Here is a 24620-nt window from a genome sequence, read left to right as displayed (position 1 = left end):
CGCTACCTCCGGAAATCCACCCGGCCTTGCGCAAAGTAACCGTCGATTCGCTGATCGCTCACCACCAGGCCGACCCAGGGCACGGTGATCTCCGGATTGTTCAGGTTGATATATTTGCCGACCAGCCGCCGCGGACCTTCGCGCCGTGCCTCGATCAGTCCCCGGCGCGCGCCGGAATTCCAGTCGAACAACAGGTACACGCGGTCTCCCACGGTTCTTGCTTCGCCCCGGCCCTGTTTCCATTTATCGGGGGCGTCGCCCGGGATGGTAGGGTCTGCGGCACCCTTCCAGCGGCTCGACCACTCACCATCGATCGTGCCGCGCTGGTAGCTCGCATCTCCAGGGCTCCATGGCTTTGCATTCTCGTCGGTGGCGGATTCTTCCGGCATCGTGATGCGGGCGAACTGCATCACGTCGTCATCACCGGGATTTGGAACGTCCATGACGCCGAACGGATTTCGGGTCGTGAGATCGCTTTCGGATTTCATTGGCCTTCTCCAACTGCAGTCGCCTTGCCTTGGTTCAACGGCACGGCTTGGTTCGTGAGCTTGGGGATCGCAGGATGAAGGCGTCGCCGCCACCCGATTCCCGAAGGAACTGTGGTGACGATGCTGCCGTAGACGATTTCGAATCCGGCTGCAAGGGGCGGGGTAACCTTCTCACGCGGAGTGAGCGGCGCTGATTTCCAGATCGGCCACGACACCGAAATGGTCGCTGGGCCAGATGCCGTCGACCGCCAGGTCGAATGCGAGCGAGGCGGCCTGAACCTCGCAGCCCGCCTCCGGGTGGGCGTCCCAGGAGCCCACGAAGACGTAATCGACCCTGCGCCGATGACGCGGCTGACGGACGATCCTGCCGATCTCCGACTGTGCATTTGGATTGTCGACGCTCCAGGTGTACCCCTGACCTTCGCCTGCGACTTCCCAGGCGTCGTGATACTTGACGCTTCGTCCGCCGAGCGACTGCAGTCCGGTGAGGTAGCGAATGCTGGCCGCGTCAGGCGTTGCGTTGAAGTCGCCGGCGATGATGGTGGGAAGCGGCTGCCGGTGACGCGCGTCGAGGTCCGTCAGCGCAACGACCTGCCGTTCCCGGGCCGATTCCGCGGCGAGCCGCCATGAGGTCGTAGCGGCGATGAACAAAAGATCGCCTTCGCCGGGTAGCGGCACCGTTACTGCCAGCGAACACCAGGGGACATCGTTCGCATCCGACATGCGCAGATCGAGGACTTCCTCGACGCGATGCGGCCATCGCGTCGCGACGGCGCTTCCGCCAAAACGATCGGCATCGGGCGGGATGGTGCGCAGCACGTCAGCCTGATGTGTTCCATGCAGACCGGTGTCGTGGATCAACTCGTCGAGTTGCGAATGGTCCGGCGATTTGACCACTTCCTGGAATGATACAAGATCGGGATCCAGCCGGCGCAGTTCCAGATTGATCAAACCGGTTCGTTTCGGATCGCCTTGCCGATTCCAGACGTTGAGCGTGACGACGCGTAGCCGCATCCTCGTAAGCCGGCTTCATGTACCAACCCGACAACGTCCGCTGGAGCGGTTGGTTCAGCGCCGCTTGCCGGTGCCCGCCTGCGCTGGCTCAGGCAACGTCGGCTTGCGCGCTCTGCGTTTCCTCGGTGAGCAAGGCGTCCAGATCGACAAGCTGCGGATCGTCGTCCTGCGGTTCGCCGTTTCCTGCGCTGCCATGAAGATGCATCAACGTCTGCACGCGGCGGGCATTGAGATGGTCTACGTGCTGATGCTGCAGCGCTACCGGCAGCAGCGCCTTGGGCAACCCGACCAGCGCAAAGGCGGGAACTTTGCGCACCTTGCCGTCCTCGCGCCAGCACAGGGGATGGAGGGTGTACATCAATTGCCGCTCGGTCTCTGCCGATCGCGGCTCCTCCGACAGGGATGGCGCGGGGTTGGCGAGGTTGGCGTTGCCCGCGCGCGTGCGCACCGCGGCGGAACGCAGCTCCCAGCAGATCAAATCCGCCGCCGCGCGGACTTCACTACGCACCGCATCCACGCTGGCCGAAAACCGGGTGGCTTCAGGGATCGACAGCGAGCTTTTTGCAACGGCCTCGACGAGCGCTGTGGTGCCGGCTTCGAATCCGGGCGCCGCCCGCTCGATCGCCGCAGCCATCGCCTCGATCTCGTCAGCCATCGCGTCACGGTCGCGCTGGGCCTTGGCGTCAGCGAGGGCGCGCTCGGCCGAGGCCACCTGATCGTCGAATTCCACCAATTCGGCGCGCAACGTCTTGGCGCGGTCTTCAACGGCGCGCATGCTGGCTTCGGCCCGATCGAGCCGGGAATTGTCGGCACCGGCTACCGCCAGCCGTTCGGCAGCGGCACGCTTTTCTGCGAGTTCCGATTCGGCGACGCTCAATCGATCGGCCAACTTCTGCCGCGCCGTCAGCTTGTCCTTCAGCGCAACCTCGAAGCGCTCGATCGGGCCGAGCTCGCGCCTGAAAAATGCCATTGCAATCACCTCGCGGATTGCTGCCGAATCACCGGCAGAGTTGTTGCGTGCGAGAGCTAGTCGGAAACTTGGATAACATTGCGGCCTGAGTCGGTACAGCCTTGTCGGCCAATGGATGATCGCCGACACGAGGCCGGCAATCACCTTCGACCGCGCTAAAGCCGGGCGTCGGGGTGCCAGCCAAGGATAGCGAGCATCACCAGGAAACCGACGACGTAGGCCACCGCCACCGGCCAGCCATGGCTAACCCAGCGCCCGACGGACTTCGCCTCCGGATACATGTTCGACAAGGCGACGCCGGCCGATGAGCCGAACCAGATCATCGAACCGCCGAATCCGACGGCGTAAGCCAGGAAGCCCCAGTCATAGCCGCCCTGTTTCAGGGCAAGCGCGGTGAGGGGAATGTTGTCGAACACCGCGGAGACGAAGCCCAGTCCAAGCGCGGTCGGCCATGACGCCACCGGCAGCCGCTCGACCGGCATAAGGGAGGCCGCCGTGACGAGGGCGAGCAGGAAGATGGTTCCCTTGAAGGTTTCCGGCATCACCTTCCAATCCGGCGCGCGTAATCCTGCCGTGAGCAGGATGGCCGCCCAGACCGCAAGGCCCAGAACCGGAACGGTATCGAGCAGTGCAGGAAATTTCAGGTTTGCCGTGACGTTTGCCACCAGCGCTGCAGCGAGGATGACCGCAACAATGAACACCCGGGTCGGGTCGATGCTGAGCCCCTTCGGCGCGTCTTTCTGAATTGGCGAATAGCGGTGCTGCTGGATCGAGGCCGGCACCGCAAAAATCAACATCGCGACGATGGCGGCAATGTAGGCTTCGATAACAGCGAGCGGACTGACGCCGGCGATCCACATCATGGTGGTGGTGGTGTCGCCGACGACGCTGCCGGCACCGCCGGCGTTCGAGGCTGCGACGATCGCGGCGAGATAACCGATATGAACCTTGCCGCGGAACACGTGGCGCGCGACGGTGCCGCCGATCAGCGCCGCGGCGATGTTATCGAGGAAGCTCGAGAGCACGAACACAAGGCCGAGCAGCACGACGCCGCCCTTCCAATCGTCCGGCAGCAATGCCGGCATCTCATCCGGAATCCGGCTTTCCTCGAAATGCCGGGACAGCAGCGCAAAGCCCATCAGCAGCAGGAACAGATTGCCGAGCGTAACCCATTCATGGACCATGTGGTGGCCGAGGCCATTGAGACCCGCACCGTATTTGAAGCCGGTGAAGATCAGCTTGTAGATCACGATGGCGGCCAGTCCCGTCAGCGCAACGGGCAGCGTGTGATGATGGAACAGCGCGACGCCTAGCAGCGTCAGCGCGAACAGCAGAAAATCGACGGGTATGCCAAACAGGAGGATTGGTTCGATCACAGCGGCCCCAAATGCGCGCAGGAGAAATTCACGGTTTGCCGATAGCGTTGCGCAATGTGCATTATTTCAACGTTTTCAGCCAGCCGGCGATCTCGCTGACGGCGACGTTGGCCTGCTGCAGCAGCTTGCCCATGGTGAAGAAGCCGTGGAACTGGCCCGGGAAATGTCGGTAGGTCATGGGCACGCCGGCTTCCTTGAGCCGCGCGGCATATTCGGCGCCCTCGTCGCGCAGCGGATCGGCGCCTGCGGTTAGCACATAGGCCGGCGGCAACCCTGCCAGCGTTTTCGCGCGCGCGGGCGAGGCCTTCCAATGCTCGATGTCGGCTGCGCCGTTGAGATAATGGTTGCAGAACCATTTGATCACGGAATGCGTCAGCAGGATGCTGGTTTCGGGCTCGCTGTGCGAGGGATGCGTCATCGCAAAATCGGTGGCGGGATAGATCAGCACCTGGCCGGCGAGTTTCGGGCCGTCGCCGTCGCGTGCGGCGAGCGCCACGACCGCGGCGAGATTGCCGCCGGCGCTGTCGCCGCCGACCAGCAAGTGGCCGGCGTCGATGCCGAGCTGGCCGGCATTGGCGGCAACCCATTTCGTCGCCGTGAAGGCGTCGTCGGCGGCGGCGGGAAATTTGTGCTCCGGCGCCAGCCGGTAGTCGACTGAGATCACAATCAACTCGCCCTCGTGGGCAAGCTTCTGGCAGACCACTTCATGGGTATCGAGATCGCCGATCACCCAGCCGCCGCCGTGAAAGAATACCAGGCACGGCGCAAGGCCGTTGCTCCTGCGCAACGTCCTCGGCGCGTAGATGCGCGCCGGAATCGTGCCGTGCGGCGCGGGAATCGCGAGCGGCTTGGTCGATTCGAGCGCGGGCGGTTCGGGATTGCTGACGACGCGGGCGCTTCGATAATATTCGCGCGCTTCCGGCGCGGTCAGCGTCTCATAGGCGGGACGGCCCGCCTCCTGGAAAGCTTTGTAGACGGCGGCGGCATCGGGATCGAGCGTGACGGGCATGGGACCTCGCGTTTTGAGTTGTCATCCCGGGGCGCGCAGCGAACCCGGGATCTCGAGATTCTCAGGTGCGCAATTGCGCACCGTAGTTCGGTCCTTCGGACCGCCCCGGAATGACGGTCGTTGCATCAAGCCGCGGTGCGGCCGCCATCGACGGTGTAGGCGGAGCCGGAGACGTAGCTCGCCTCATCGGATGCCAGGAACGCAACGATGGAAGCGACTTCGGTAGCCTGACCGAGCCGCCGCGCCGGAATCCGGTCGACGATCTTTTCGGTCGGCGGCGGCTCATTGCCGGGATTGCGGCCCTGCAGGATCGTGCTCAGCATCCGGCTGTCGATCAGGCCGGGACAGACGCAGTTCACCCGCACCCCGGTGCCGGTGCATTCCCAGGCGGCGCTCTTGGTGAGACCGATCACGGCGTGCTTGCTGGCGCTGTAGACGGCGATCATCGGCGAGCCGATCAGGCCGGCGATGGAGGCGGTGTTGATGATGCTGCCCTTGTTCTGCTTCAGCATTACCGGCAGCACGTGCTTCATGCCGAGAAAGACGCCGACCACGTTGACGTCGAGCACGCGCCGAAAACTCTCTAGCGAATATTCCGCGATCGGCTTGATATCGCCCTCGACGCCGGCGTTGTTGTAGAAGACATCGATGGTGCCGAACCGGTCGACGCTGGCACGGACATATTCCGCGACTTCTTCTTCCCGGGTGACGTCCGCCGCGACCGCGAGCGCTTCGGCCGAGGCCGGCAGGTCCTTGATGGCGGCCGCAAGATCCTGCTCCCTGCGGTCGACGGCGACGATGCGGGCGCCGCGCTCGGCCAACAGGCGGATGGTCGCGGTTCCAATGACACCGGCCGCGCCGGTCACGACGGCGACCCGGCCATCGAGGCGAATTCGATCGGGCATAGCTTGAGGTTTCCTCTGGCTCGTCCGGTTATCCCGGATTTTGGTGGTTTTCGCGCGGGGGGCGCGAACGGAGCCACTATTTCATCTGAAACCGGGTATGGCCAGTGCGGCGGCAAGGGGGCAAACCGCCCTTTCCCCGCCGTATTCACCGTGTTAACCGGGAGGGACGCGAGCGGCGGACAAGTCTGTACTATGTCGCGAGCCCGATTCGCCTGTTAAAGCCGCGCGAGATGCTTCGAACCATTGCCCTGACCGGTCTTGCGGCCCTGATCGCCGCCACCATGACCTCGCTTGCGCCGCCCGCGCAGGCGCAGATCGGCAATATCTTTTCCGATCCTCCGCTGCGGCCGCCGGGCGCCATTCCCCGCGGCAATCAACAGCAGCAACAATTCCCCGACGACGACGAGCAAGTGCCGGAACTGCCGCGCGGCCGGCTGCTGCCGACCCCGAACCGCCCGCCGCCGGGGCAGGGCGCGCCGCCGCCCGGAAGCTTCCAGTCGCAGCCGCTGGCGCCGCCGCCCGGCACCACCGCCCCTCCGCAGGGGACGCAGCCGGGCGTCGCGGTTCAGCCGCCGCAGCCCGGAGGTCCGGGCGTCGCCAACGCGCCGCCGGGACAGCGCCAGCCCCCGGCCAAGGGCGTGCCCAATTCGCCGGCGACCCTGCAGCCGGGCGACGAGGTCGTGTCCGAACCGCCGGCTACCAAGATCACCAACAAGAAGGCGAGCTTCTCCGGTCTCGACAAGATCACCGGCCGCATCATCAATTTCGACGAGGACATCGGCGAGACCGTGCAGTTCGGCGCACTGCGCGTGAAGACCAGCGCCTGCTACACGCGCCCATCGACGGAAGCTGCCAACACCGATGCGTTCGTCGAGGTTGACGAGATCACGCTGCAAGGCGAGGTGAAGCGGATCTTCTCGGGCTGGATGTTCGCCGCCAGTCCTGGCCTGCACGGCGTCGAGCACCCGGTCTACGATATCTGGCTCACCGACTGCAAAGGCCCTGACCAGACCATCGTCAGCGCGCAGCCCGATCCAGCCAAGGCGACCGCACCACCGCCGGCTGCGAAGCGTCCGCCGCCGCCGAAGCAGGCGGCGCCGCGCCCGCCAGGACCGCCGCCGCAACCGCAATTCCAGCAGCAGCCGCAGCAGGCCCCACCGCCTCCGCCGCAACAGCGGCCGGGCGGGTTGTTTGGCGGGTTGTTCGGGAATTAGCACCATACACGGCGCATCAGTGTCCCGGCTCGGCAGTGCAGCGTTGCACGCTGCACTGCGTCCGGGACATGCGCATCACATGCGCTTCGCAATGATCGCGAGCGCCTCCGCGCCGCTGACGCTGGGCGACAATCGCATAAAATCCGCTGGCTCGCCCGCGATCGCCTTGTCGAGCAAGGCGCGATAGCGGCGCCTTGGAATTTCAACCGCGCCGAAGCTGCGCAGATGTTCAGTGACATATTGCGTGTCGAGTAGCTCGAACCCGCCTGCGATCATCCGCGCCACCAGATGCACCAGCGCCACCTTGGAAGCGTCCCGGGCGCGGTGAAACATGCTCTCGCCGAAAAAGGCCCGCCCCAGGCTGACGCCATAGAGGCCGCCGACGAGATCGCCGTCTTGCCAGACCTCGACGCTGTGGCAGTGTCCGAGTTCGTGGAGCCCGAGATAGAGATCGCGGATGCGCTTGTTGATCCAGGTGTCGTCGCGGCCCGGCTGCGGCGCCGCGCAGCCCGCGATGACCGCCTTGAAGGCGGTATCGACGGTCACGCGGAAAGTGTCCGAACGCACGGTGCGGGCAAGCCGCGAGGCGATGCGGAAGCCGTCGAGCGGAATGACGCCGCGCATTTCCGGCTCGACCCAGAACAGCGTCGGATCGCCGGCACTCTCGGCCATCGGGAAGATGCCGCAGGCATAGGCCCGCAGCAGCACTTCGGGCGTGATTTCGGAAGCAGCAGACTCGCGCGAGGTCATGTGCCAATGATAGCAGGACGCAGCGCGCCAGCGCTACGTGCCGAAACGACGACCACGGCCGGATCGCGGCGGCGAGTTCCTTCCGTCAAAACTCAATCAGGTTGGGCCGCGCCGATGCAAATGGTTGGGGGAAGCCTGAGCGTTCCTTCGTTCCATGAAACAAAAGAACGCTCCGATCCTTTGGGCATACTCGAGCCGCGCGGACGTGATCGCTTACGAGTGCAGCGGTCTGATGTTCTGGTTCACGCGGAAGAAATTCGTCGGGTCGTATTTGGCTTTCAAGGCGACGAGACGATCGTAATTGTCACCGTAGGTGGCCTTGAGTCTGTTGTCATCTCCATCGTCCATCATGAAGTTGACGTAGCCACCGTCAGCCGAGTAGGGATGCACAGCCTCCCAATATCCCTTGGTCCAGCGGGTGATTTCGCCCGCCTTTTGCGGATTGGGATCGATGCCGGCGATGACCATCGACCAGGTCGCGTCGCGCGTGTTCCAGGCGGTGTCGGTCTTGCCGACGCGACGGACAGCGCCGTCGATCGGATAAAGATGCATGAGCGAGAGCGGGCTCGGCAGTTTCTGTGCCTGGGCGATATGGGCGTCAATCGCTTCGTCAGTCAGTTCTTTCACGAAATCGCCGCGCCAGTACCATTGCAGGCCTTTCGGGAAGAACGGATCGAACATGGACTGGAGGGCCGGATAGGGCATTTCGCCCATCCAGTTGAAGAGCGGCGGGGGCAGCCTTCCGATCAACTTGGTCATGACGGCCTGACCGTCTTCTGTCGGGCCATTGTAGCAAGCGATGATCGCGCAGGCGCGCTTGCCCTGATGCTCCGCCGGGAACGGGTCTACCGGCGGAACGGTCTTCAACCCGACAAAGGCCCCAAGCTCTTCAGGAGCGCCAGGCAGGAAATCCCGGTACGTCTGCATGATCGTCCGGGCATCTTTGAGATCCCAGAATATTGGACCGGCATAGACCATGTTCACCGGATGAGCCTGGAACAGGAAGCTCGTAACAATACCGAAATTGCCGCCGCCTCCGCGCAGTCCCCAGTAGAGATCGGCGTTCTCCGATTTGTTGGCCGTGACAATACGACCGTCGGCGAGCACGACATCCGCCTCGAGCAGACTGTCGATGGTGAGGCCATACTTGCGGGTGAGGTACCCGGTGCCGCCGCCCAGCGTGAGGCCGGCGATACCCGTGGTCGAGACAATGCCGGCCGGCACGGCGAGCCCATAAATATGCGTTGCGTGGTCGACATCGCCCTGTGTGCAGCCAGGACCGACCCGCACGGTACGGGCGGTGGGATCGACCCGCACGCCCTTCATCATAGACATGTCGATCATCAGCCCGTCGTCGACACTACCAAGGCCTGGCCCATTGTGCCCGCCTCCACGGATGGCGACCCGAAGATCATTCTGCCTTGCAAAATTGACGGCGGTGACAACGTCAGCGACGTCGGTGCATCGCGCAATCATCACGGGGCTCTTATCGATCATCCCGTTGTAGAGGCTCCGCACACCGTCATAATCGGCATCCGTTTGCCTGATGACTGGGCCGCGCATGTTGCCGATAAAGGCTTCAGTGGCCATGGCTTGCATGATCTCCTCCTCTTTTCACACAATGATCGGCCAGTTGGGCAAGGTGGGAACTTAAGTGGGACTTACGCCGTCCCAGGTCCAATCGCTTGAAAGCCAACTGAACGCTGCTCCGGCGCGAACGACATGGCCGACGCCGGGGAACGGCAAGTGGTAGCTCGAGACCATCACCTTCTCGCTCGCGCATCGATCCAGAAAAGCTCGGCGCGTCTTCGCGCCTTGATCGAGATCCAAGTCGAACCCGCCGCGCCAGTCGGGGTGCTGGAACGCTACAGCGCGGTTCCCAACAACGTCTGCCGTACAGAGAAGCTGGCTAGAACCGGACGCGATCTGGACCGAGGTGTGGCCGGGCGTGTGCCCGGGTGTCGCTATCGCCGTTATGCCCGGGACCACCTCGCCGTCCGGCTTCACAGTCCGGATGCGATCCTTGATCGCCGCGAGTGTTTTCATGTTCTGGCCGTAAATGTCGCCCCAAACAGCATGACTTGCCAACGGGTGGTCGGGCTGCATCCAGAAGTTCAATTCCGCTTCGCCGATCACATACTCGGCGTTTGGAAACGTCCGTTCGGTGTCACTCGCGTCAGCAACCCCCCACAGGTGATCGGGATGGGCATGTGTGATCAGGATTGTGTCGACCTCCTCCGGCTTGATCTCGGCGGCCGCAAGTTTCTGAAGTAAACGGCCTGCGGTCGGCTGCTGCTGCATCTTTCCGCGGGAGCCTGCGTCGATGAGTACAAGGCGATCGCCCGTATTCACGACCAACACATTCACCTGGAGCGTAGATTTGTCCGTGGGCTGGAAGTCCGACGCAAGGACGGCATCACGTTCCGCTTTAGGCGCCTCTGGCCAGAGCGCCTCAGCTGGAAAGGCAATTGTGCCGTCGCTCACGACCGTGAGTTGGAACTGCCCGAGACTGAACCGATAGAATCCTGGCGCCTGACTTCTCGAGACTGGTGCGCGAGCTCGGGCACCACCTCCACTCGATGACTCACCAACGAGGCCAACCACAGCGCCCCCGGCAGCTGCAAGGAAATGACGACGATCAAGCGACATCTCATCCTCCCTTGAACGGTGTTGACCGCGGGACGGCAGACTTCGCTAACGATGCAGGCCGCCCCACAAGAGCAGTCCCACTCGAAGTTATGCTTTTTCCTTTAGCCCAATGGTGCTCGTTACTTTAGCACAATGGTGCTCGCACTAAACCTGCTTCGACACTCGCTCCGATCAATTCTTCATCAATGCGTCGGTTAGTTTTGAACGGGAAGGTTGCTAAATTGCACCGCCATCTTGGAGGCCGGTCCAGACCCGAACCAGTGGCGGAGATTTCTGGACCACGGAAGTATGCTGCAGGGCATATGTTCGGATCCTATTGCGGCGTGCTGGCGTCAGGATCACGCGGCAGATTTGGTCTTTGCCTCGCGTAGCCTGTCGATGGCTGGCCGTTGCCGGCGGGATCTCCGGTCGACGGCGAGCAAGCGCAGGCAAGCGATCCCCGCGTAGTGTCCCATTCTCTGCTAAACTTCGCAACGGGACTGGCTGGCGGAGCGTCGCGGAATGGACGTCGCGCAGTGGCTTGAAGATCTCGGCCTTTCCAAATATTCGGCGCTGTTCCGCGAGCAGGCCATCGATGCTGACGTGCTGCCGTCGCTCACGGACGCCGACTTCGAGAAGCTTGGTCTGCCGCTCGGACACAGAAAAAAGCTGCTAACTGCGATCGCTGCCCTGGAGGCCGCGCCGTCGTCCACCGCCTCAATCCGGCGGCCGTCGCACGCGGAGCGCCGCCAACTCACAGTGATGATCGTCGACCTTGTCGGCTCGACATCTCTTTCCACGCGGCTCGATCCCGAGGACATGCGGGAGACGCTGACCGCCTACCAGAACGCAGTCGCGGGCGAGATCGCACGCTTCGAGGGACACCTTGCCAAGTTCATGGGTGACGGCGTGTTGGCCTATTTCGGCTGGCCGCGTGCGCACGAGGACGAGGCTGAGAGGGCGGTGGCAGCCAGTCTCGCGACCGTCGAGGCCGTGGGCCGTTTGCGGTCGCCAGACGGCCACCCGCTTGCCGCGCGGATTGGGATCGCGACAGGGCTCGTCGTCGTAGGTGATCTTCTCGGTACTGGTGCGGCGCAGGAGGAAGCGGTCGTCGGTGACACCCCGAACCTCGCCGCCCGCCTGCAGGCCGTAGCCGGGACCGGCGAAGTCGTCGTCGCTGAGCAAACACGGCGCCTGCTCGGCGGGCTGTTCGAGCTCGAAGACCTCGGACCATGCGAACTGCGGGGCTTCGGAAAACCGATCAACGCTTGGCGGATCGTCCGCAGGGGCGCAGCGGAGAGCCGCTTTGAGGCACTCCACACAGCGGGCCTGACCCCGCTCGTTGGGCGGGAGCATGAACTGGGACTTCTCCTCGAGCGCTGGCATCTCGCCAAGAGCGGCGAGGGTCAGGCGATGCTCCTCGCCGGGGAGGCCGGGATTGGCAAGTCGCGACTTATCGAGGCACTCCGAGAGCGGATCGCCGACGAGCCTCATATCCGGATCTCTCATCGTGCCTCGCCCTACCACGCCAATACCGTGCTCTGGCCATTCATCGACCAGCTTGAGCGAGCGGCGGCGTTCGAGCGCGACGACACGCCTCCGATGAGGCTCTCAAAGCTCGTGTCTTTGCTTGCGCAAGGGACCGACGATCTCACCGAAGCCGTGCCGCTCATCGCGGCTCTCCTCGGCATTCCAACGGACGGTCGATACCCGCCGCTCGACCTCATGCCGCAGACCCAGAAGCGCAAGACACTGGAGGTGCTTCTCGCACAGCTCGAAGGCCTGGCCCAGCGACGGCCGGTTCTCTCAGTGCTTGAGGACGCGCACTGGTTCGATCCAACATCGCTCGAGCTTCTCGAGTTGATCCTAGAGCGGGTCCAGCGCCTGCCGATGCTCGCAATCATCACGTTCCGGCCGGAGCTGACGCAGCGCTGGCCGTCCTTCCCGCACGTAACGGCCTTAACGCTTAATCGCCTTGCGCGCCGGGCAGCGGCAGCTCTTGTCGAGCAAACGTCAGGCGGACGCCGCCTTTCTCCGAGAGTGGTGGACGAAATTGCCGCGAAGACCGAGGGCGTTCCGCTCTTCATCGAAGAACTCACCAAGACCGTGTTGGAATCGGGCATGCTGCGCAATACGCCCGAGGGTCTCGCGCCGGTCACGTCGCGTGGCGCGCTTGCTATTCCGGCGAGTCTGCAGGACTCGCTGATGGCCCGGCTCGATCACCTGGCTTCGGCCAAGGATCTGGTTCAGGTCGGCGCCGCCATCGGCCGCGAGTTCACCTACGAGCTTCTCGATGCGGTCGCCGGACGAGAACCGGCTGATCTCGACCAGGCGCTCGCCCGGCTCGTGAAGTCAGAGCTCGTCTTTCAGCGCGGCACACCGCCCGAGGCGGTCTATACGTTCAAGCATGCGCTGGTCCAAGACGTCGCCTACGCGTCGCTGCTTAAGAGTCGACGAAGCGAGCTCCACGGCCGGATTGCTGCCATCCTCGAGGCGCGGTTCGCCGACCTTGTCGCGCGTCAGCCCGAACTTCTTGCGCACCATCTCACAGCAGCCGGGCATGCCGATCGGGCGATCGACTTTTGGCTACGGGCCGGACAGCTAGCGGTTGGCCGATCGGCAAACAGGGAGGCGATAAGTCATCTGACCACGGCCCTTGAGATGCTCGGGAACCGCCCGCCCACCGATGGGCAGTTGTGCCGCGAGCTCGAGGTGCAGATTGCACTGGGTCCCCCGCTGACCGCAACCAAGGGCTTTGCCGCTCCCGAGGTCGAAACGGCGCACGTCAGAGCGGAGCACCTGGCGCGACGGTATGGACACCGTCGCCATCTCGCCAGAGCGTTGCGCGGACTGTGCTATGTGAATCACGTACGCGGTCACATCCAGCGCACGAGTGAGCTGTGCTCCGAGCTCGTCGACCTGGCCGAGCAAGGCGACGATCTCGTGATGCAGGCCGACGCGCACAATGCCTTGGCGTTCAATCTATTCCACCAGGGCGAGCATCGATCGGCGCGCGAGCACTTGGAGATCAGCAGTGCAAAGATCGTGCAGGCTGGCGATCCCGCCAATGCCTTGTCGCGCGGTGTCAACATTCACGTCTTCGGCCGTGCCTATAGGGCTCACGTCGACTGGCATCTTGGGTTCGCGGACACCGCGCTTCGGTCGATGCAGGATGCGATCGATCTGGCCCATCGGCTCGTCCACCCGTTTAGCTTGGCGGTGGCACTCGCCTACGCGGCGATGCTTCACCAGTTCCGCCGCGAGCCGACGGAAGTCCGCGCCCGTGCCGACGCGGCCCGCTCAATCTGTACCGAACACGGATTCAGCTATTATGACGCCTGGGCCGCGATCATGAACGGCTGGGCCGTCGCCGAGGACGGCGACATCGAGGATGGTATCGAACGCGTTCGCGTCGGTGTGCGGGATCTGCGGGCCACCGGGGCTGAGCTGCGATTACCGCATTATTTGGGAATCCTTGCTGACCTTTACCGCCGAGCGCAACGGCTTGAGGACGCGATCGTCACTCTCGCCGAGGCCCGCGCTGCCGCCGATCGCAACGAGGAGCACTGGGCCGACGCCAGTCTGCACCTGCTCGAGGGGGATCTCGCGCTGACAACCCACAACCAAGCGGAGGCGGAACGATGTCTCCGGCGCGCCATCGAGAGCGCACAAGTCCAAAATGCCCGCACGCTTCTCCTGCGGGCCAGTACAAGGCTCGCGCGGCTTCTGGCGGCGAGTGATCGAAAAGCGCAAGCCTATGATGAACTCGCCGATATCTATGGCTCGTTCACCGAGGGTTTCGAAACCGTCGATCACCGTGAGGCCAGAGCCTTGCTCGATGGCATTTGACAGCGTCTGGAAAAAGCACGCGAAGGTCGTGTGGCAAGCTGTCTGGTAGTACGGATCGAGTCTAATCCTCGTAGCCGAATAGTTTGGCCGGGTTGGTGACCAGGATCCTCTTCAGCTCCGCTTCGTCGGCTACGTAGCGGTAGAGAAGTTCGAGCAGATCGGCATCGTTGGGCGGCTGCACCACCGAAACCGGGTGCGGCCAGTCGCTGGCCCAGACGCAACGGTCGGGCGCCGCCTCGATATAGGCGCGCGCGATCGGAATGACGTCGTCCCAGGGCGGGCCCTTCTTCGAGGTCTTTTCGCCGAGCGACAGCATCACCCAGAAATTGCCCTTGGACAGAAGCGCCAGCATCTTCTGCAAGTTCGGGTCGTCCTTGCCGCGCGTCGGGTCCGGCCGCGCCATGTGATCGATCAGCACGGGGACGTCGAGGTTTTCGTACTTCGCGACGCTGGAGACGATGCCGTCTTTCTCCGGCTGGATTTTTGCGTACCAGCCGAGTTCGCGAATCTTCGCGATGGCGCGGGCAAAATCCTTGTCCGAGAGCACGGCGCCGAGTTCCTGCCGGAAGCTAAAGCGGGCGCCGCGGACACCGGCATCGTGCAGCTTGGCGAGATGGGCGTCATCGGCTTCGGCAAACACCAGCGCGTTGGCACAGCCGCGATAGTTCGGTCCCATCGCGGCGAGGCCATCGAGCACCACCGAATGATCGGCGCCATAGGTAGTGGTCTGCACGATGATGCCGCGCTCGATGCCGAGCGCCTTGTGGACGCGAAGCGCGGCCTCCCAGGTCGCAGTCGGCATCTGGTAGGCGGCGCCCGGGCGCACCGGATATTTTTCCAGCGGCCCCAGCACGTGAAACTGGCTGTCGACGCTCTTCGGTGGCGGCAGTTTCGAGGGGCGGCGCGGGTTCGGATCGAACGGAAGATAGGTCGGCATCTCGGGTTCCTTCTGATCGGGGTCAGTCGATCACGGCGGTGAAATCGCATTGCACGAGCGCGCCATTCTCCATGTCCATCTGCAGCGCATGGCGGGCAGGGCGGGAATGCTCGTCGGGAAACATCTTCAGCCATTCGGTGTTGACCGGCGCGCGCTGCTTTCGATCCTGCAGCCATACCGTCATCTTGATGATGTCATCGGTCGTACCGCCGCCGGCTTCGACGATTGTCTTCATGTGCGCGAACATGTTGGCGCACTGGTCCTCGATGCGCTCAGGCATTGCGCCGGTCGCGGGATCACGGCCGAGAATGACGCCGGACATCAGGAGATTGCCGATGCGGCAGGCGTTCGGAATGGGATTGGCGTGCTTGAATTCGCCGATGTGAATGCTCTTGCGCCTCATCGCTGCTCTCCATCCGGGATGCTTCTTGTTCAGATGAACTGGCAGGACACCGATCCGAACCTGCCGTAATCGGCATGAAACGTGTCGCCCTTGATGATATCGACTGGGCGCGTAAACGATCCCGCCAGCACCACTTCGCCGGCCTCGAGATGCTCGCCCTGCGCAGCCAGCCGGTCGGCGAGCCAGGCCACGCCGTTGGCGGGGTGGTTGAGCACGCCGGCAGCGATACCGGTCTCCTCGATCTGGCCGTTGCGAAACAACAGCGCGCCGATCCAGCGCAGGTCGGCCTCGAGCGGCCGAATGGGCCGGCCGCCGACGACCAGCGCTGCATTCGCGGCATTGTCGGAGATCGTATCCATCACCTTGCGCGGCGCCTTCGTCTCGGGATCGACGCGATGCATCCGGGTTTCCAGGATTTCGAGCGCCGGCGTGACGTAATCAGTGGCGTTGAGCACGTCGAACAGTGTGCAATCCGGGCCCTTCAGCGGCGTCTTCAGCACGAAGGCCAGTTCGACCTCGATGCGGGGAGCACTGAAACGGTCGAACGGGATCGGCGACGCATCGGGGTAGAACATATCCGCAAACAGCACGCCGTAATCCGGCTCGGAAATGCCGACGGCGTTCTGCATCGCTTTTGATGTCAGGCCGATCTTGTGGCCCCTGACAATGCGGCCGCGGGAGAGCTGCAACCTGGTCCAGGCGCGCTGAATGGCGTAGGCATCCTCGATCGTGAGATCAGGATATTCGCGCGTGAACGCCGGGATCAGCGACTTGCTGCGTTCGGCGTCATCGAGGCGCTGCGCCAGCCGTTCGATAATTTGTTGATCGAGCATCTTCTATTGCTCCGCCGCCACGGTGTTGCGAAGGATGCCGATCTTTCCGGACTCCACCTCGACGACGTCCCCGACCTTGAGCCAGCGCGGCGGCGTGAATCGGGCGCCGGCCCCGGTCGGGGTACCGGTCGCGATCATGTCGCCGGGCTTCAAGGTGGCAAAGGTGGAGAGGTAGGCGATCAGGTAATCGAACGGGAACATCAGCCGCTCGGTGGAGTCGCTCTGGCGCACTTCGCCGTTGACACGGGTGATGATGTCGTGCGGGCCGCGCGGATCGCATTCGTCTGTCGTGACGATCCACGGCCCGATGCTGCCCGAGCGGTCAAAGTTCTTGCCCTGAGTGACGTTGAACTTGCCGTGGTGCAGCCAGTCGCGAACGCTGCCCTCGTTGCACAGCGTCATGCCGAAGATGTGCTCCCATGCGCGCTCGCGTGCAATGTGCCGGCCTTCCTTGCCGATCACGATCACAAGCTCGCCTTCATAGTCGAGCTGTTCGGAGACCTTCGGCTTCTCGATCGGCTGGCCGGAGCCAACGACGGAGGAGGGGTTGCGGACGAACAGGCTCGGATATTTCGGCAGGTCCGAGTTGTCCTTGTACTCGGCGTTGCGATCCCTGTAGTTGACGCCGATGCACCAGAGCTTTTCCGGAGCCGGAATCGGCGGCAGCAGCACGAGCTCATCGAGCGCATGATCCGGCTTCTGCCCGGCAATCGCCTGGCGCGCGATATCCAGCCCGCCTCCGGCGATCAGCGCCCGCAGGTCGGCGAACTTCGTCCGTTCGGTCAGGTCGACGACCCCGCCCGGGATGCTCGCGCCGAAGCGCGGCTTGCCGTTTGCAAGATAGCTTAGAAGATGCATGCGATCGGTCTCCGGATCAGCGCGGCGCGTGATGGCGCGGCACGCTTCAGGATTCAGTTTTCGACGTCTGGAATACAGGTTTTAAGGTGACGATCTCGCCGAGCTTGGCGTAACGGGGACCGGCGATGCGGGCGATCGGGTCGAGCGCCTCGGTTTCGATCTTGCCGTTGTTCAAAAGGCCATCCCTGATGTGGAAGACCAGCACTTCGCCGACGATGAGCCGGCTGCGGGTCTCGCCGAATTCGAGGCACTGCCGGAAGCGGCATTCCATCGCAATCGGTGCGGCCGCGAGACGAGGCACCTTGATGCGCTCTCCCGGTAGCGTCGAAAGCCGCAACTCCTCGACCTCGCTGACGTCGGGCGGATGTTCGGTGGAGCTCTCGTGCACTGCCGTCATCAGGCTGGAGTCCGCGATGTGAACGACATACTCCTCGTTGTTGAGGATGTTCTGCGCGGTATCCTTGTAGATTCCACCCTTGCAGCCGACGCTGATGGCCAGCATCGGTGGCTTCGGGGAGACGAACGTAAAGGCAGAGAATGGGGCGAGGTTGAGCACCCCGCCGCCCGACAGGCTGGTCACCCAGGCGATCGGGCGGGGCACCACGACGCCGGTGATCAGCCGATAGGCCGTTTCAGCGTCGAGATATGCAGGATCGATCCGCATCGGGATGCGCTTCAATCGGCCTTGATGTTTGCCTTGCGGACGACGGGAATCCATTTGGCGTCCTCGCGTTCGAGGTAGCTCGTGAACGCTGCCGGCGTCATCGACACGGCCTCGGCGCCGAGCGCGTTGAACTTCTCGACGACCGCGGGATCTTTCAGAATCTCCGCGAGGGTATCGTGGAGCTTAGTCACGATCTCGGGTGGCGTGCGTGCGGGCGCGAACAGGCCGGTAAAAGTCTGGCCGTCAAATTCCTTGTGGCCGAGTTCGGTGAAGGTCGGGACGTCCGGCAGCCAGGAGGCGCGGCGGCTGCCGGTGACGGCGAGCGCACGCAGCATGCCGCTCTTGATCGAAGGCAATCCGACCGAGATCTGGTCCAGGGCAAACTGCACCTGCCCGCCGATCAGGTCGTTGAGAGCAGGCGCATTGCCGCGGTAATGCACCGTCAGCCATTGCAGGCCCAACGTCGACTGCATGAGCTCGCTGAGCAGATGGTTGGTGGTGCCTTGGCCGGGCGAGGCCATCGTCAGCTTGCCCGGATCGCGGCGCGCGAGCTCGATGAATTCCTTCAGGTCCTTGGCCTGCACCGACGGATGCACTTCGAGCACCAGCGGCGTCATCGTGATCGAAGTGATGGGAACGAAGTCCCGCTTCCAGTTGTAGGCCTCGCGCTTGGCGATCTCGGGTGCGAACAGCACGGGACCATTGGCGCCGACGAACAAGGCATAGCCGTCGGGCGGCATTTTCGCGAACGCCTCGCCGGCGATCAGTCCGCCGGCGCCAGCCTTGTTTTCCACGATGAACGGCTGGCCCAGCTTCGCCTGCAGCCTGTCGGCGATGACGCGCGCAGCGCTATCGACATTGCCGCCTGCCGGGTAAGGAACGATCAGCTTGACCTGACGCGCCGGCCATTGCTGGGCATCTGCCGGTGTGTTCAACGCTGCCGTGATTAGTGTCGACAGAGCGACGCCTGCGATCGCGAAAAATTTCATCGCATTCTCCCGAAAAGCGGCACATCTGCCGCTACATTCTTGTTTTGCGCGAGCCCCGTCCCGAGCGGCATGCGCGTGTATTGTTCCGCGTCAGCGATCTTGCGCGCAGCCCTTCCGCTGTCGACCAAATTGTGGTGTTTTTGTCCACATTGTGGACAGCGGACAGCGCGTATGACGAATGGTCGGTTAAAGACACGAGGGCCGCGGCAGGGTGGGCAGGCGGTCCGCCGCGCGCTGGCGGTGCTGCGGACGCTCGCGGTTGGTGGGGAACGAGGCGTACCGCTGGCTGAAGTCGTGCAGGCGACCTCGCTCGCTCGCCCGACGGTGCATCGCATCGTGCATGTGCTGATCGAGGAGGGGATTGTCGAACGCAGCGAGCGGACGGGAAACTATGTCGTCGGCCGCCAGGTGCCCGAACTGGCGCTGGCGCGTCCATCGCGTTCGCCCCTGATGGTTGCAGCCGAGCCGCATCTGGCGGCAGCGTCGGCGCAACTCGGCGATACCTTGTTTCTCACGGTGCGCACCGGCCTCGATACGCTGTGTGTGGCGCGCCGCATCGGTAGCTATCCGATCCAGGTGTTGTCGATCGAGGTCGGTGTCCGGCGTCCACTGGGTGTCAGCAGTGCTGGCGTGGCGATCCTGGCCGCCATGCCGTCAGCCGAGGCGCGCAAGATCGTGCTCGCCAACGAAACGCGGTTTGGCGCTTACCGGACCGATACGGCCACCGTGCTCGGACAGATCCAGCTCGCGCGGCGCCGAGGCTACAATCTGCGTGATGTCGGCCTCGTGCAGGGAACGAAGTCGCTTTCGGCCTGGATCCGGACTCCTGACGGCCAGCCCGCCGCCGCGATTACGCTCTCCGCCATGCGCAACAGATTGGGCCCACGCCGCGCGATCGAGGTGGCGGACGTTCTTGTTTCGGCTGCGCGCGCGATCGAAGCGGCGACGGCGAGGGACTAGCTTTAGTTCTACTGCGTCATAGCTGCTCAAACCCCTCATCCTGAGGAGCCCGCGAGAAGCGGGCGTCTCGAAGGATGTAGGCCACAGATGGGGCCTCATGGTTCGAGACGCGCGTTCCGCGCTCCTCACCATGAGGGGCTTATGACGCAGTAATCCCTAACTCGCCGCGGCGTTGGTCGATTTCGGCGCCGCGGCCGCGACGCGGCGGAAACGCAGTACGATCCTGGTGCCGTGGTGGTTGGGATCGCGCTCGGCACTGGCATCCAGTTTGGCGGCCATGGCGCTCACGATGCGTTGTCCCATGCCGGTGGAGCGTGGGTCCGACTTGGCGTTGAGGCCGACGCCGTCGTCCGCGATCGAGACCACGAGGTCTTCGCCCTCGGGCTTGAGCTCGACGTGAATGGGACCGGCGCCGTCGGGATAGGCGTATTTGACGGCGTTCATCACCAGTTCGTTGACGATGATGCCGATCGCCACCGCGCGATCCGGGTCGATCTCGATCGGCTCGGCCTTGAGCGTCAGCCGCGACATCCTGTTGCCCTCGGCCGAACGGCGGAGATCTTCCAGCAGAGCTTCGAGATACTGGTTCAACAACACGCTCTTGAGATCGTGCGAGGTGTAGAGACGGCGGTGGACCTGGGCGACCGCCGCGACGCGGCCCATCGCATTGGTCAGTGCCGCCTTGACGTCGTCCTGGGTCGCCGAATTGGCCTGCAAGTGCAGCAGCGAGGCGATGATCTGCAGGGAGTTGCCGACGCGGTGGTTGACTTCGCGCAGCAGCACTTCACGTTCGGCGGCGAGCGCCGCATAGCGGTCGCGCGAGGCGTGAACCTCGGCTTCGGCCTCGTCGCGAGCCCGTTGAAGCTCGGCCTGCCTGAGCGCGCCGGAGATCGCGACCTGAAGCAGCGGAATGAAATCGCCCCGCGTATCCTTGACGAGATAGTCGGCGGCGCCGGCCTTCAGCGCCGTGACAGCTATCGCCGAATCCTGCGCGGCCGTGACAAACACCACCGGCGGAGCGTCCGGTATCGCCATGATGCGCTCGAGCGTTTCGAGGCCGTCGAGACCCGGCATGTACTGGTCGAGCGCAATCACGTCGATACCGCCTTGCGCCAGCCGCGCCAGCCCTTCTTCGCCGCCCGCCGCGTGCACGACGTTGAAGCCTGCCCGCGTCAGGCCGCGGTCAACCAGCCGGGCGAGGCCGGCGTCGTCGTCGATATAGAGCAGCGTCGGCGTCGCGGGTTTCATATGGCGGCCGGGGGGACCTGAATGACGGAGAAGAACAGACCGAGTTGGCGAATGGCGTTGGCGAAGCTTTCGTAGTTCACGGGCTTGGTGATGTAGACGTTGCAACCGAGTTCGTAGCAGCGCTTGATCTCGTAGGAGTCGTCGGTCGTGGTCAGTACCACGACCGGCGTGGTCTTGAGATACTGGTTTTCCTTCACTCGCTTCAGAATGTCGATACCGGACGTATCGGGCAAGTTGAGATCGAGCAGGATCAGGAGCGCGCCGCCCTTGTGGTCGAGGCCCGTCCCGTCCTTGCCGAACAAGTAGTTCAGCGCTGCTGTACCGCTGGTGAACGCTACTATCTCATTGTTTACGCCGGATCGGCGTATGTTCCGTTCGATCAGGCGAGCATGGCCCTCGTCGTCCTCGATCATGATGATGGTGACTGGATTACTCATATCCGTATGTTCCGGTTACCTGCTGGCCAATTAATAGGCAGTGTGATCGTGAACGTGCTGCCCTGGTGAAGTTCCGATGCGACCGACATGGTTCCCCCCAAGCGGCGGACCAATGCGCGGACATGGGCAAGTCCGATGCCTTGTCCCGGCTTGTCCTGGGTTCCCGCGCGGCGGAACAAATCGAAAATACGCTGATGGTCCTTGGGATCGATGCCGCGGCCATTGTCTGATATCTCGAATACCGCAAAGCCGAGCTTGGTGCGACCGCGAACCGTGATTTCGCCGGGCACGCCGGTCTTGAGATATTTGAGCGCATTGTCGATCAGATTGGAGAATATCTGCTCCAGCGCAAGGCGATCGCTGACGATATTCGGCAATGAGTCGACCCGGATCTCGGCCTGGGCTTCCGTGGCCTGGTGCGCCACGGTCGCCACAATGCCCTCGATCAGCTCTTTGGTGTCGATCCAGACCGGCTCGAACTCGCGCCGCCCCTCGCGGGTGAGATTGAGGATCGCCGATATCAGCCGATCCATCTTGCCGATCGACGATTTGATGAAGCTGAGCGCTTCGGAGAAATCCTCCGAGAGCTTCTGGTCGGGACCTTCGAGTACGGGCTCGGCGGTATCGGTGGCATTTTCCGGGGCGGGCGGCGCTTCGGATTGCACGCGGGAAAGCGCTGCGATCCGCTTGAAGATGTCGCCGCGCAATTCTTCCAGCTCGCTCGTGAAGCCCATGATGTTCACCAACGGCGAGCGCAGATCGTGGCTGACGATGTAGGCGAAGCGCTGGATCTCGTCATTGGCTTCACGCAGATCCGCCGTGCGCTCGTCGATGGTGGCCTCGAGGTTGAGGTGGCTGTCGCGCAGCCTGGCATCGGCCTGGTCGCGTGCGCGCGACGAACGGCGGACCAGGAAGATCGCAATGCCGGCCAACACGACCACGAAACCCGAGCCGATGCCGGTGATCGAGGCCGCCAGGGTCTGGCTGCGATCGGCGTTGGTCGTGCGCTCGACGAACAGACGGTCCTCCTCGGTTCGCATCCGCACGGCGAGATCGTCAATATGTTTCATGGTGTCCCGCCCGATGCCCTCGCGCACGATCTTGGAGGCATCATTCAGGCGCTGCGCCCGGGCCAGCTCCATCGTCGTGCGGAATTCCTCGACCCGCTGGTCGTAGAGCGGCATGATTTCGTTGATGAGCGCCCGTTGAACCGGATTGTCGCTGACAAGCCGGCCCAACCGCGTCAGCGCCGGCGCCAGTTCGGACATGGCTTGCTCGAAGTCGGTCCGAAAATCGGGGCGCAATGTCGCGAGATAGCCGCGCTGTGCGCTTTCGGCACGCCGCAGTTGCAGTTGGACGAGCGATATCTGGTTCTCGACCTCAAGGGTGCGCTGGACCGCGCGCGCGTCCTCACGCGCCTCGTTCACCAGATGGACCGAACCCGCGCTGATGGCGGTCAACACCAGTAGCCCCGCCGCAAACAGCAGGATGTGGCCCATGGCGCGCTTGCGCTGGACATCAGCGATCACGGTGATCTCGCGTCATGGACAAGCGGAATACGCGCCCCCGGCAGCCCCCTGAACATCCCAACGTGCGATGGAACCCATCGGTTCCATCGGCCGTCGAAAATTTCAGGCGATTTTCGCGCCAGAGGTCTAGCCGTCCGCGGGTTGGCCGGCGAGGTACTGCTCGAGCCAGTGAATGTGGTAGTCGCCGTTGATGATATCGGCCTCCCGGACCAGTGCCCGGAACAACGGCAGCGTGGTTTCGATGCCGTCGACCACCATCTCGTCGAGCGCCCGGCGCAGCCGCATCAGGCATTCGGCGCGAGTCTTGCCGTGCACGATCAGCTTGCCGACGAGCGAGTCATAATAGGGCGGAATGACGTAGCCCTGATAGACCGCGGAATCGATCCGCACGCCGAGCCCCCCGGGCGGATGGAATTGCGTGATCTTGCCGGGCGAGGGGCGGAAGGTCTGCGGGTTTTCCGCATTGACGCGACATTCGATGGCGTGCCCGATGATAGCAATCTCTTCCTGCTTTGCGGGCAGGTCGCCGCCGGCGGCGATGCGGATCTGCTCCAGCACGAGGTCGATGTCGGTGATGCTCTCGGTGACGGGATGCTCGACCTGGATGCGGGTGTTCATCTCGATGAAATAGAACTCGCCATCCTCATAGAGAAATTCGATGGTGCCGACGCCGAGATATTTCATGTCCCGCATCGCCTTGGCGCAGGTCTGGCCGATCTTGGCGCGGGCGGCGGCTGCGAGAACCGGCGAGGGGCCTTCTTCCCAGACCTTCTGGTGACGGCGCTGCAGCGAGCAATCGCGCTCGCCGAGATGGATCGCACCGCCGCGGCCGTCACCGAGAATTTGGATCTCGATGTGGCGCGGTTTCTGCAGGTATTTTTCGAGATAGACCGAGGCGTCGCCGAAAGCGGATTTCGCCTCGTTGGAGGCGGTGGACAGCGCCAGCATCAGGTCGTCGGCGGTGCGCGCCACCTTCATGCCGCGTCCGCCGCCGCCGGCCGCCGCCTTCACCAGCACCGGAAAGCCGATCGCCTTGCCGATCGCCATTGCATCGTCATCGGAAGAGACCGCGCCGTCGGAGCCCGGCACCACCGGAATGCCGAGCCGCTTGGCGGTCTTCTTGGCCTCGATCTTGTCGCCCATCAGGCGGATGTGTTCGGCCTTCGGGCCGATGAAATGCAGATTGTGCTCGGCGAGGATTTCGGCGAAGCGGGCGTTCTCGGAAAGAAAGCCGTAGCCGGGATGCACGGCATCCGCGCCCGTTATCTCGCAGGCCGCGAGCAGCGCCGGGACGTTGAGATAGGAATCCTTGGAAGGCGGCGGCCCGATGCAGACGCTCTCGTCGGCGAGCCGCACGTGCATCGCGTCGGCGTCGGCGGTGGAATGCACGGCAACGGTGGAGATGCCGAGCTCCTTGCACGCGCGCAGCACGCGCAGGGCAATTTCGCCGCGATTGGCTATGAGGATCTTGTCGAACATGTTTTTCCAAGCCGCGAGTAGCGAATGGCGAATAGCGAATAGGGAAACACTCTCTTCACCATTCGCTACTCGCCATGCGC

General features: G+C 63.6%; 22 protein-coding genes. 3 read left to right on the top strand and 19 right to left on the bottom strand.

Going from position 1 to position 24620, the window contains the following annotated elements:
* Nucleotides 1–2: 2 nt before the first annotated feature.
* The 6 genes from YUO_RS0105140 to YUO_RS0105115 form a co-directional block, all read right to left on the bottom strand.
* Nucleotides 3–488 (bottom strand): hypothetical protein, encoded by a 486-nt coding sequence (locus YUO_RS0105140; RefSeq protein WP_028346324.1) that lies wholly within the window; start codon nucleotides 486–488, stop codon nucleotides 3–5.
* Between the two features lie 171 nt (nucleotides 489–659).
* Nucleotides 660–1502, bottom strand: a complete 843-nt coding sequence (locus YUO_RS0105135) for an endonuclease/exonuclease/phosphatase family protein (protein ID WP_028346323.1) — start codon at nucleotides 1500–1502, stop codon at nucleotides 660–662.
* An 88-nt stretch (nucleotides 1503–1590) separates the two neighbouring features.
* Complete coding sequence (locus YUO_RS0105130) at nucleotides 1591–2472, bottom strand: hypothetical protein (protein WP_028346322.1); 882 nt, start codon at nucleotides 2470–2472, stop codon at nucleotides 1591–1593.
* 155 nt (nucleotides 2473–2627) lie between these two features.
* Nucleotides 2628–3848 (bottom strand): citrate transporter, encoded by a 1221-nt coding sequence (locus YUO_RS0105125; protein ID WP_028346321.1) that lies wholly within the window; start codon nucleotides 3846–3848, stop codon nucleotides 2628–2630.
* A gap of 61 nt (nucleotides 3849–3909) precedes the next feature.
* Nucleotides 3910–4857, bottom strand: coding sequence for an alpha/beta hydrolase (locus tag YUO_RS0105120; protein ID WP_028346320.1), 948 nt, complete (start codon nucleotides 4855–4857; stop codon nucleotides 3910–3912).
* A gap of 125 nt (nucleotides 4858–4982) precedes the next feature.
* Nucleotides 4983–5762, bottom strand: coding sequence for an SDR family NAD(P)-dependent oxidoreductase (locus YUO_RS0105115; protein WP_028346319.1), 780 nt, complete (start codon nucleotides 5760–5762; stop codon nucleotides 4983–4985).
* Between the two features lie 230 nt (nucleotides 5763–5992).
* Here YUO_RS0105115 and YUO_RS0105110 point away from each other — a divergent pair, with 230 nt between their 5' ends.
* Nucleotides 5993–6976, top strand: coding sequence for a DUF2155 domain-containing protein (locus tag YUO_RS0105110; protein ID WP_028346318.1), 984 nt, complete (start codon nucleotides 5993–5995; stop codon nucleotides 6974–6976).
* 75 nt (nucleotides 6977–7051) lie between these two features.
* On the opposite strand, the gene aat is transcribed toward YUO_RS0105110, so the two are convergent.
* From aat to YUO_RS39770, 3 genes are all read right to left on the bottom strand, one after another.
* Nucleotides 7052–7726: a leucyl/phenylalanyl-tRNA--protein transferase gene (aat, locus tag YUO_RS0105105; RefSeq protein ID WP_028346317.1), complete on the bottom strand. Its 675-nt coding sequence runs from the start codon at nucleotides 7724–7726 to the stop codon at nucleotides 7052–7054.
* Nucleotides 7727–7939: 213 nt separating this feature from the next.
* Complete coding sequence (locus tag YUO_RS0105100) at nucleotides 7940–9325, bottom strand: FAD-binding oxidoreductase (RefSeq protein WP_051379226.1); 1386 nt, start codon at nucleotides 9323–9325, stop codon at nucleotides 7940–7942.
* Between the two features lie 51 nt (nucleotides 9326–9376).
* Nucleotides 9377–10210, bottom strand: coding sequence for an MBL fold metallo-hydrolase (locus tag YUO_RS39770; protein ID WP_051379225.1), 834 nt, complete (start codon nucleotides 10208–10210; stop codon nucleotides 9377–9379).
* Between the two features lie 666 nt (nucleotides 10211–10876).
* Between YUO_RS39770 and YUO_RS0105090 the strand changes: the two genes are divergently transcribed.
* The gene (locus YUO_RS0105090; protein ID WP_028346315.1) at nucleotides 10877–14203 is read left to right on the top strand and encodes an AAA family ATPase; all 3327 of its coding nucleotides are present in this window, start codon (nucleotides 10877–10879) and stop codon (nucleotides 14201–14203) included.
* A gap of 61 nt (nucleotides 14204–14264) precedes the next feature.
* On the opposite strand, the gene YUO_RS0105085 is transcribed toward YUO_RS0105090, so the two are convergent.
* The 6 genes from YUO_RS0105085 to YUO_RS0105060 are packed head-to-tail and all read right to left on the bottom strand — an operon-like array spanning nucleotide 14265 to nucleotide 18887.
* Complete coding sequence (locus YUO_RS0105085) at nucleotides 14265–15140, bottom strand: amidohydrolase family protein (RefSeq protein ID WP_028346314.1); 876 nt, start codon at nucleotides 15138–15140, stop codon at nucleotides 14265–14267.
* Nucleotides 15141–15162: 22 nt separating this feature from the next.
* Complete coding sequence (locus YUO_RS0105080; RefSeq protein ID WP_028346313.1) at nucleotides 15163–15543, bottom strand: RidA family protein; 381 nt, start codon at nucleotides 15541–15543, stop codon at nucleotides 15163–15165.
* 29 nt (nucleotides 15544–15572) lie between these two features.
* Nucleotides 15573–16376, bottom strand: a complete 804-nt coding sequence (hpaH, locus tag YUO_RS0105075) for a 2-oxo-hept-4-ene-1,7-dioate hydratase (protein ID WP_028346312.1) — start codon at nucleotides 16374–16376, stop codon at nucleotides 15573–15575.
* Nucleotides 16377–16379: 3 nt separating this feature from the next.
* Nucleotides 16380–17234 carry a fumarylacetoacetate hydrolase family protein gene (locus YUO_RS0105070; protein WP_028346311.1) on the bottom strand — a complete coding sequence of 285 codons (855 nt, stop codon included), beginning with the start codon at nucleotides 17232–17234 and terminating at the stop codon, nucleotides 16380–16382.
* 46 nt (nucleotides 17235–17280) lie between these two features.
* Entirely contained in the window at nucleotides 17281–17898 is a 618-nt protein-coding gene (locus tag YUO_RS0105065; protein ID WP_028346310.1) for a flavin reductase, read from the bottom strand.
* An 11-nt stretch (nucleotides 17899–17909) separates the two neighbouring features.
* Nucleotides 17910–18887 (bottom strand): Bug family tripartite tricarboxylate transporter substrate binding protein, encoded by a 978-nt coding sequence (locus YUO_RS0105060; protein WP_028346309.1) that lies wholly within the window; start codon nucleotides 18885–18887, stop codon nucleotides 17910–17912.
* Nucleotides 18888–19058: 171 nt separating this feature from the next.
* Here YUO_RS0105060 and YUO_RS0105055 point away from each other — a divergent pair, with 171 nt between their 5' ends.
* Nucleotides 19059–19847: an IclR family transcriptional regulator gene (locus tag YUO_RS0105055; RefSeq protein WP_028346308.1), complete on the top strand. Its 789-nt coding sequence runs from the start codon at nucleotides 19059–19061 to the stop codon at nucleotides 19845–19847.
* A 156-nt stretch (nucleotides 19848–20003) separates the two neighbouring features.
* Here the strand turns inward: YUO_RS0105055 and YUO_RS0105050 are convergent, their stop codons facing one another.
* From YUO_RS0105050 to accC, 4 genes are all read right to left on the bottom strand, one after another.
* A complete protein-coding gene (locus YUO_RS0105050; RefSeq protein WP_028346307.1) occupies nucleotides 20004–21095 on the bottom strand; it encodes a sensor histidine kinase in 1092 nt (363 codons plus the stop codon).
* The gene (locus tag YUO_RS0105045) at nucleotides 21092–21532 is read right to left on the bottom strand and encodes a response regulator (protein ID WP_028346306.1); all 441 of its coding nucleotides are present in this window, start codon (nucleotides 21530–21532) and stop codon (nucleotides 21092–21094) included. The genes YUO_RS0105050 and YUO_RS0105045 overlap by 4 nt, the downstream gene beginning before the upstream one ends.
* Nucleotides 21529–23061, bottom strand: a complete 1533-nt coding sequence (locus YUO_RS0105040) for a sensor histidine kinase (RefSeq protein WP_028346305.1) — start codon at nucleotides 23059–23061, stop codon at nucleotides 21529–21531. Before YUO_RS0105040 ends, YUO_RS0105045 begins: the two co-directional genes overlap by 4 nt.
* A gap of 126 nt (nucleotides 23062–23187) precedes the next feature.
* Nucleotides 23188–24540, bottom strand: a complete 1353-nt coding sequence (gene accC / locus YUO_RS0105035; RefSeq protein WP_028346304.1) for an acetyl-CoA carboxylase biotin carboxylase subunit — start codon at nucleotides 24538–24540, stop codon at nucleotides 23188–23190.
* Nucleotides 24541–24620: the final 80 nt, after the last annotated feature.

This window comes from Bradyrhizobium murdochi, from assembly GCF_000472965.1.
GTDB lineage: Bacteria > Pseudomonadota > Alphaproteobacteria > Rhizobiales > Xanthobacteraceae > Bradyrhizobium > Bradyrhizobium murdochi.
This window is presented reverse-complemented; position numbering and strand designations above follow the sequence as displayed.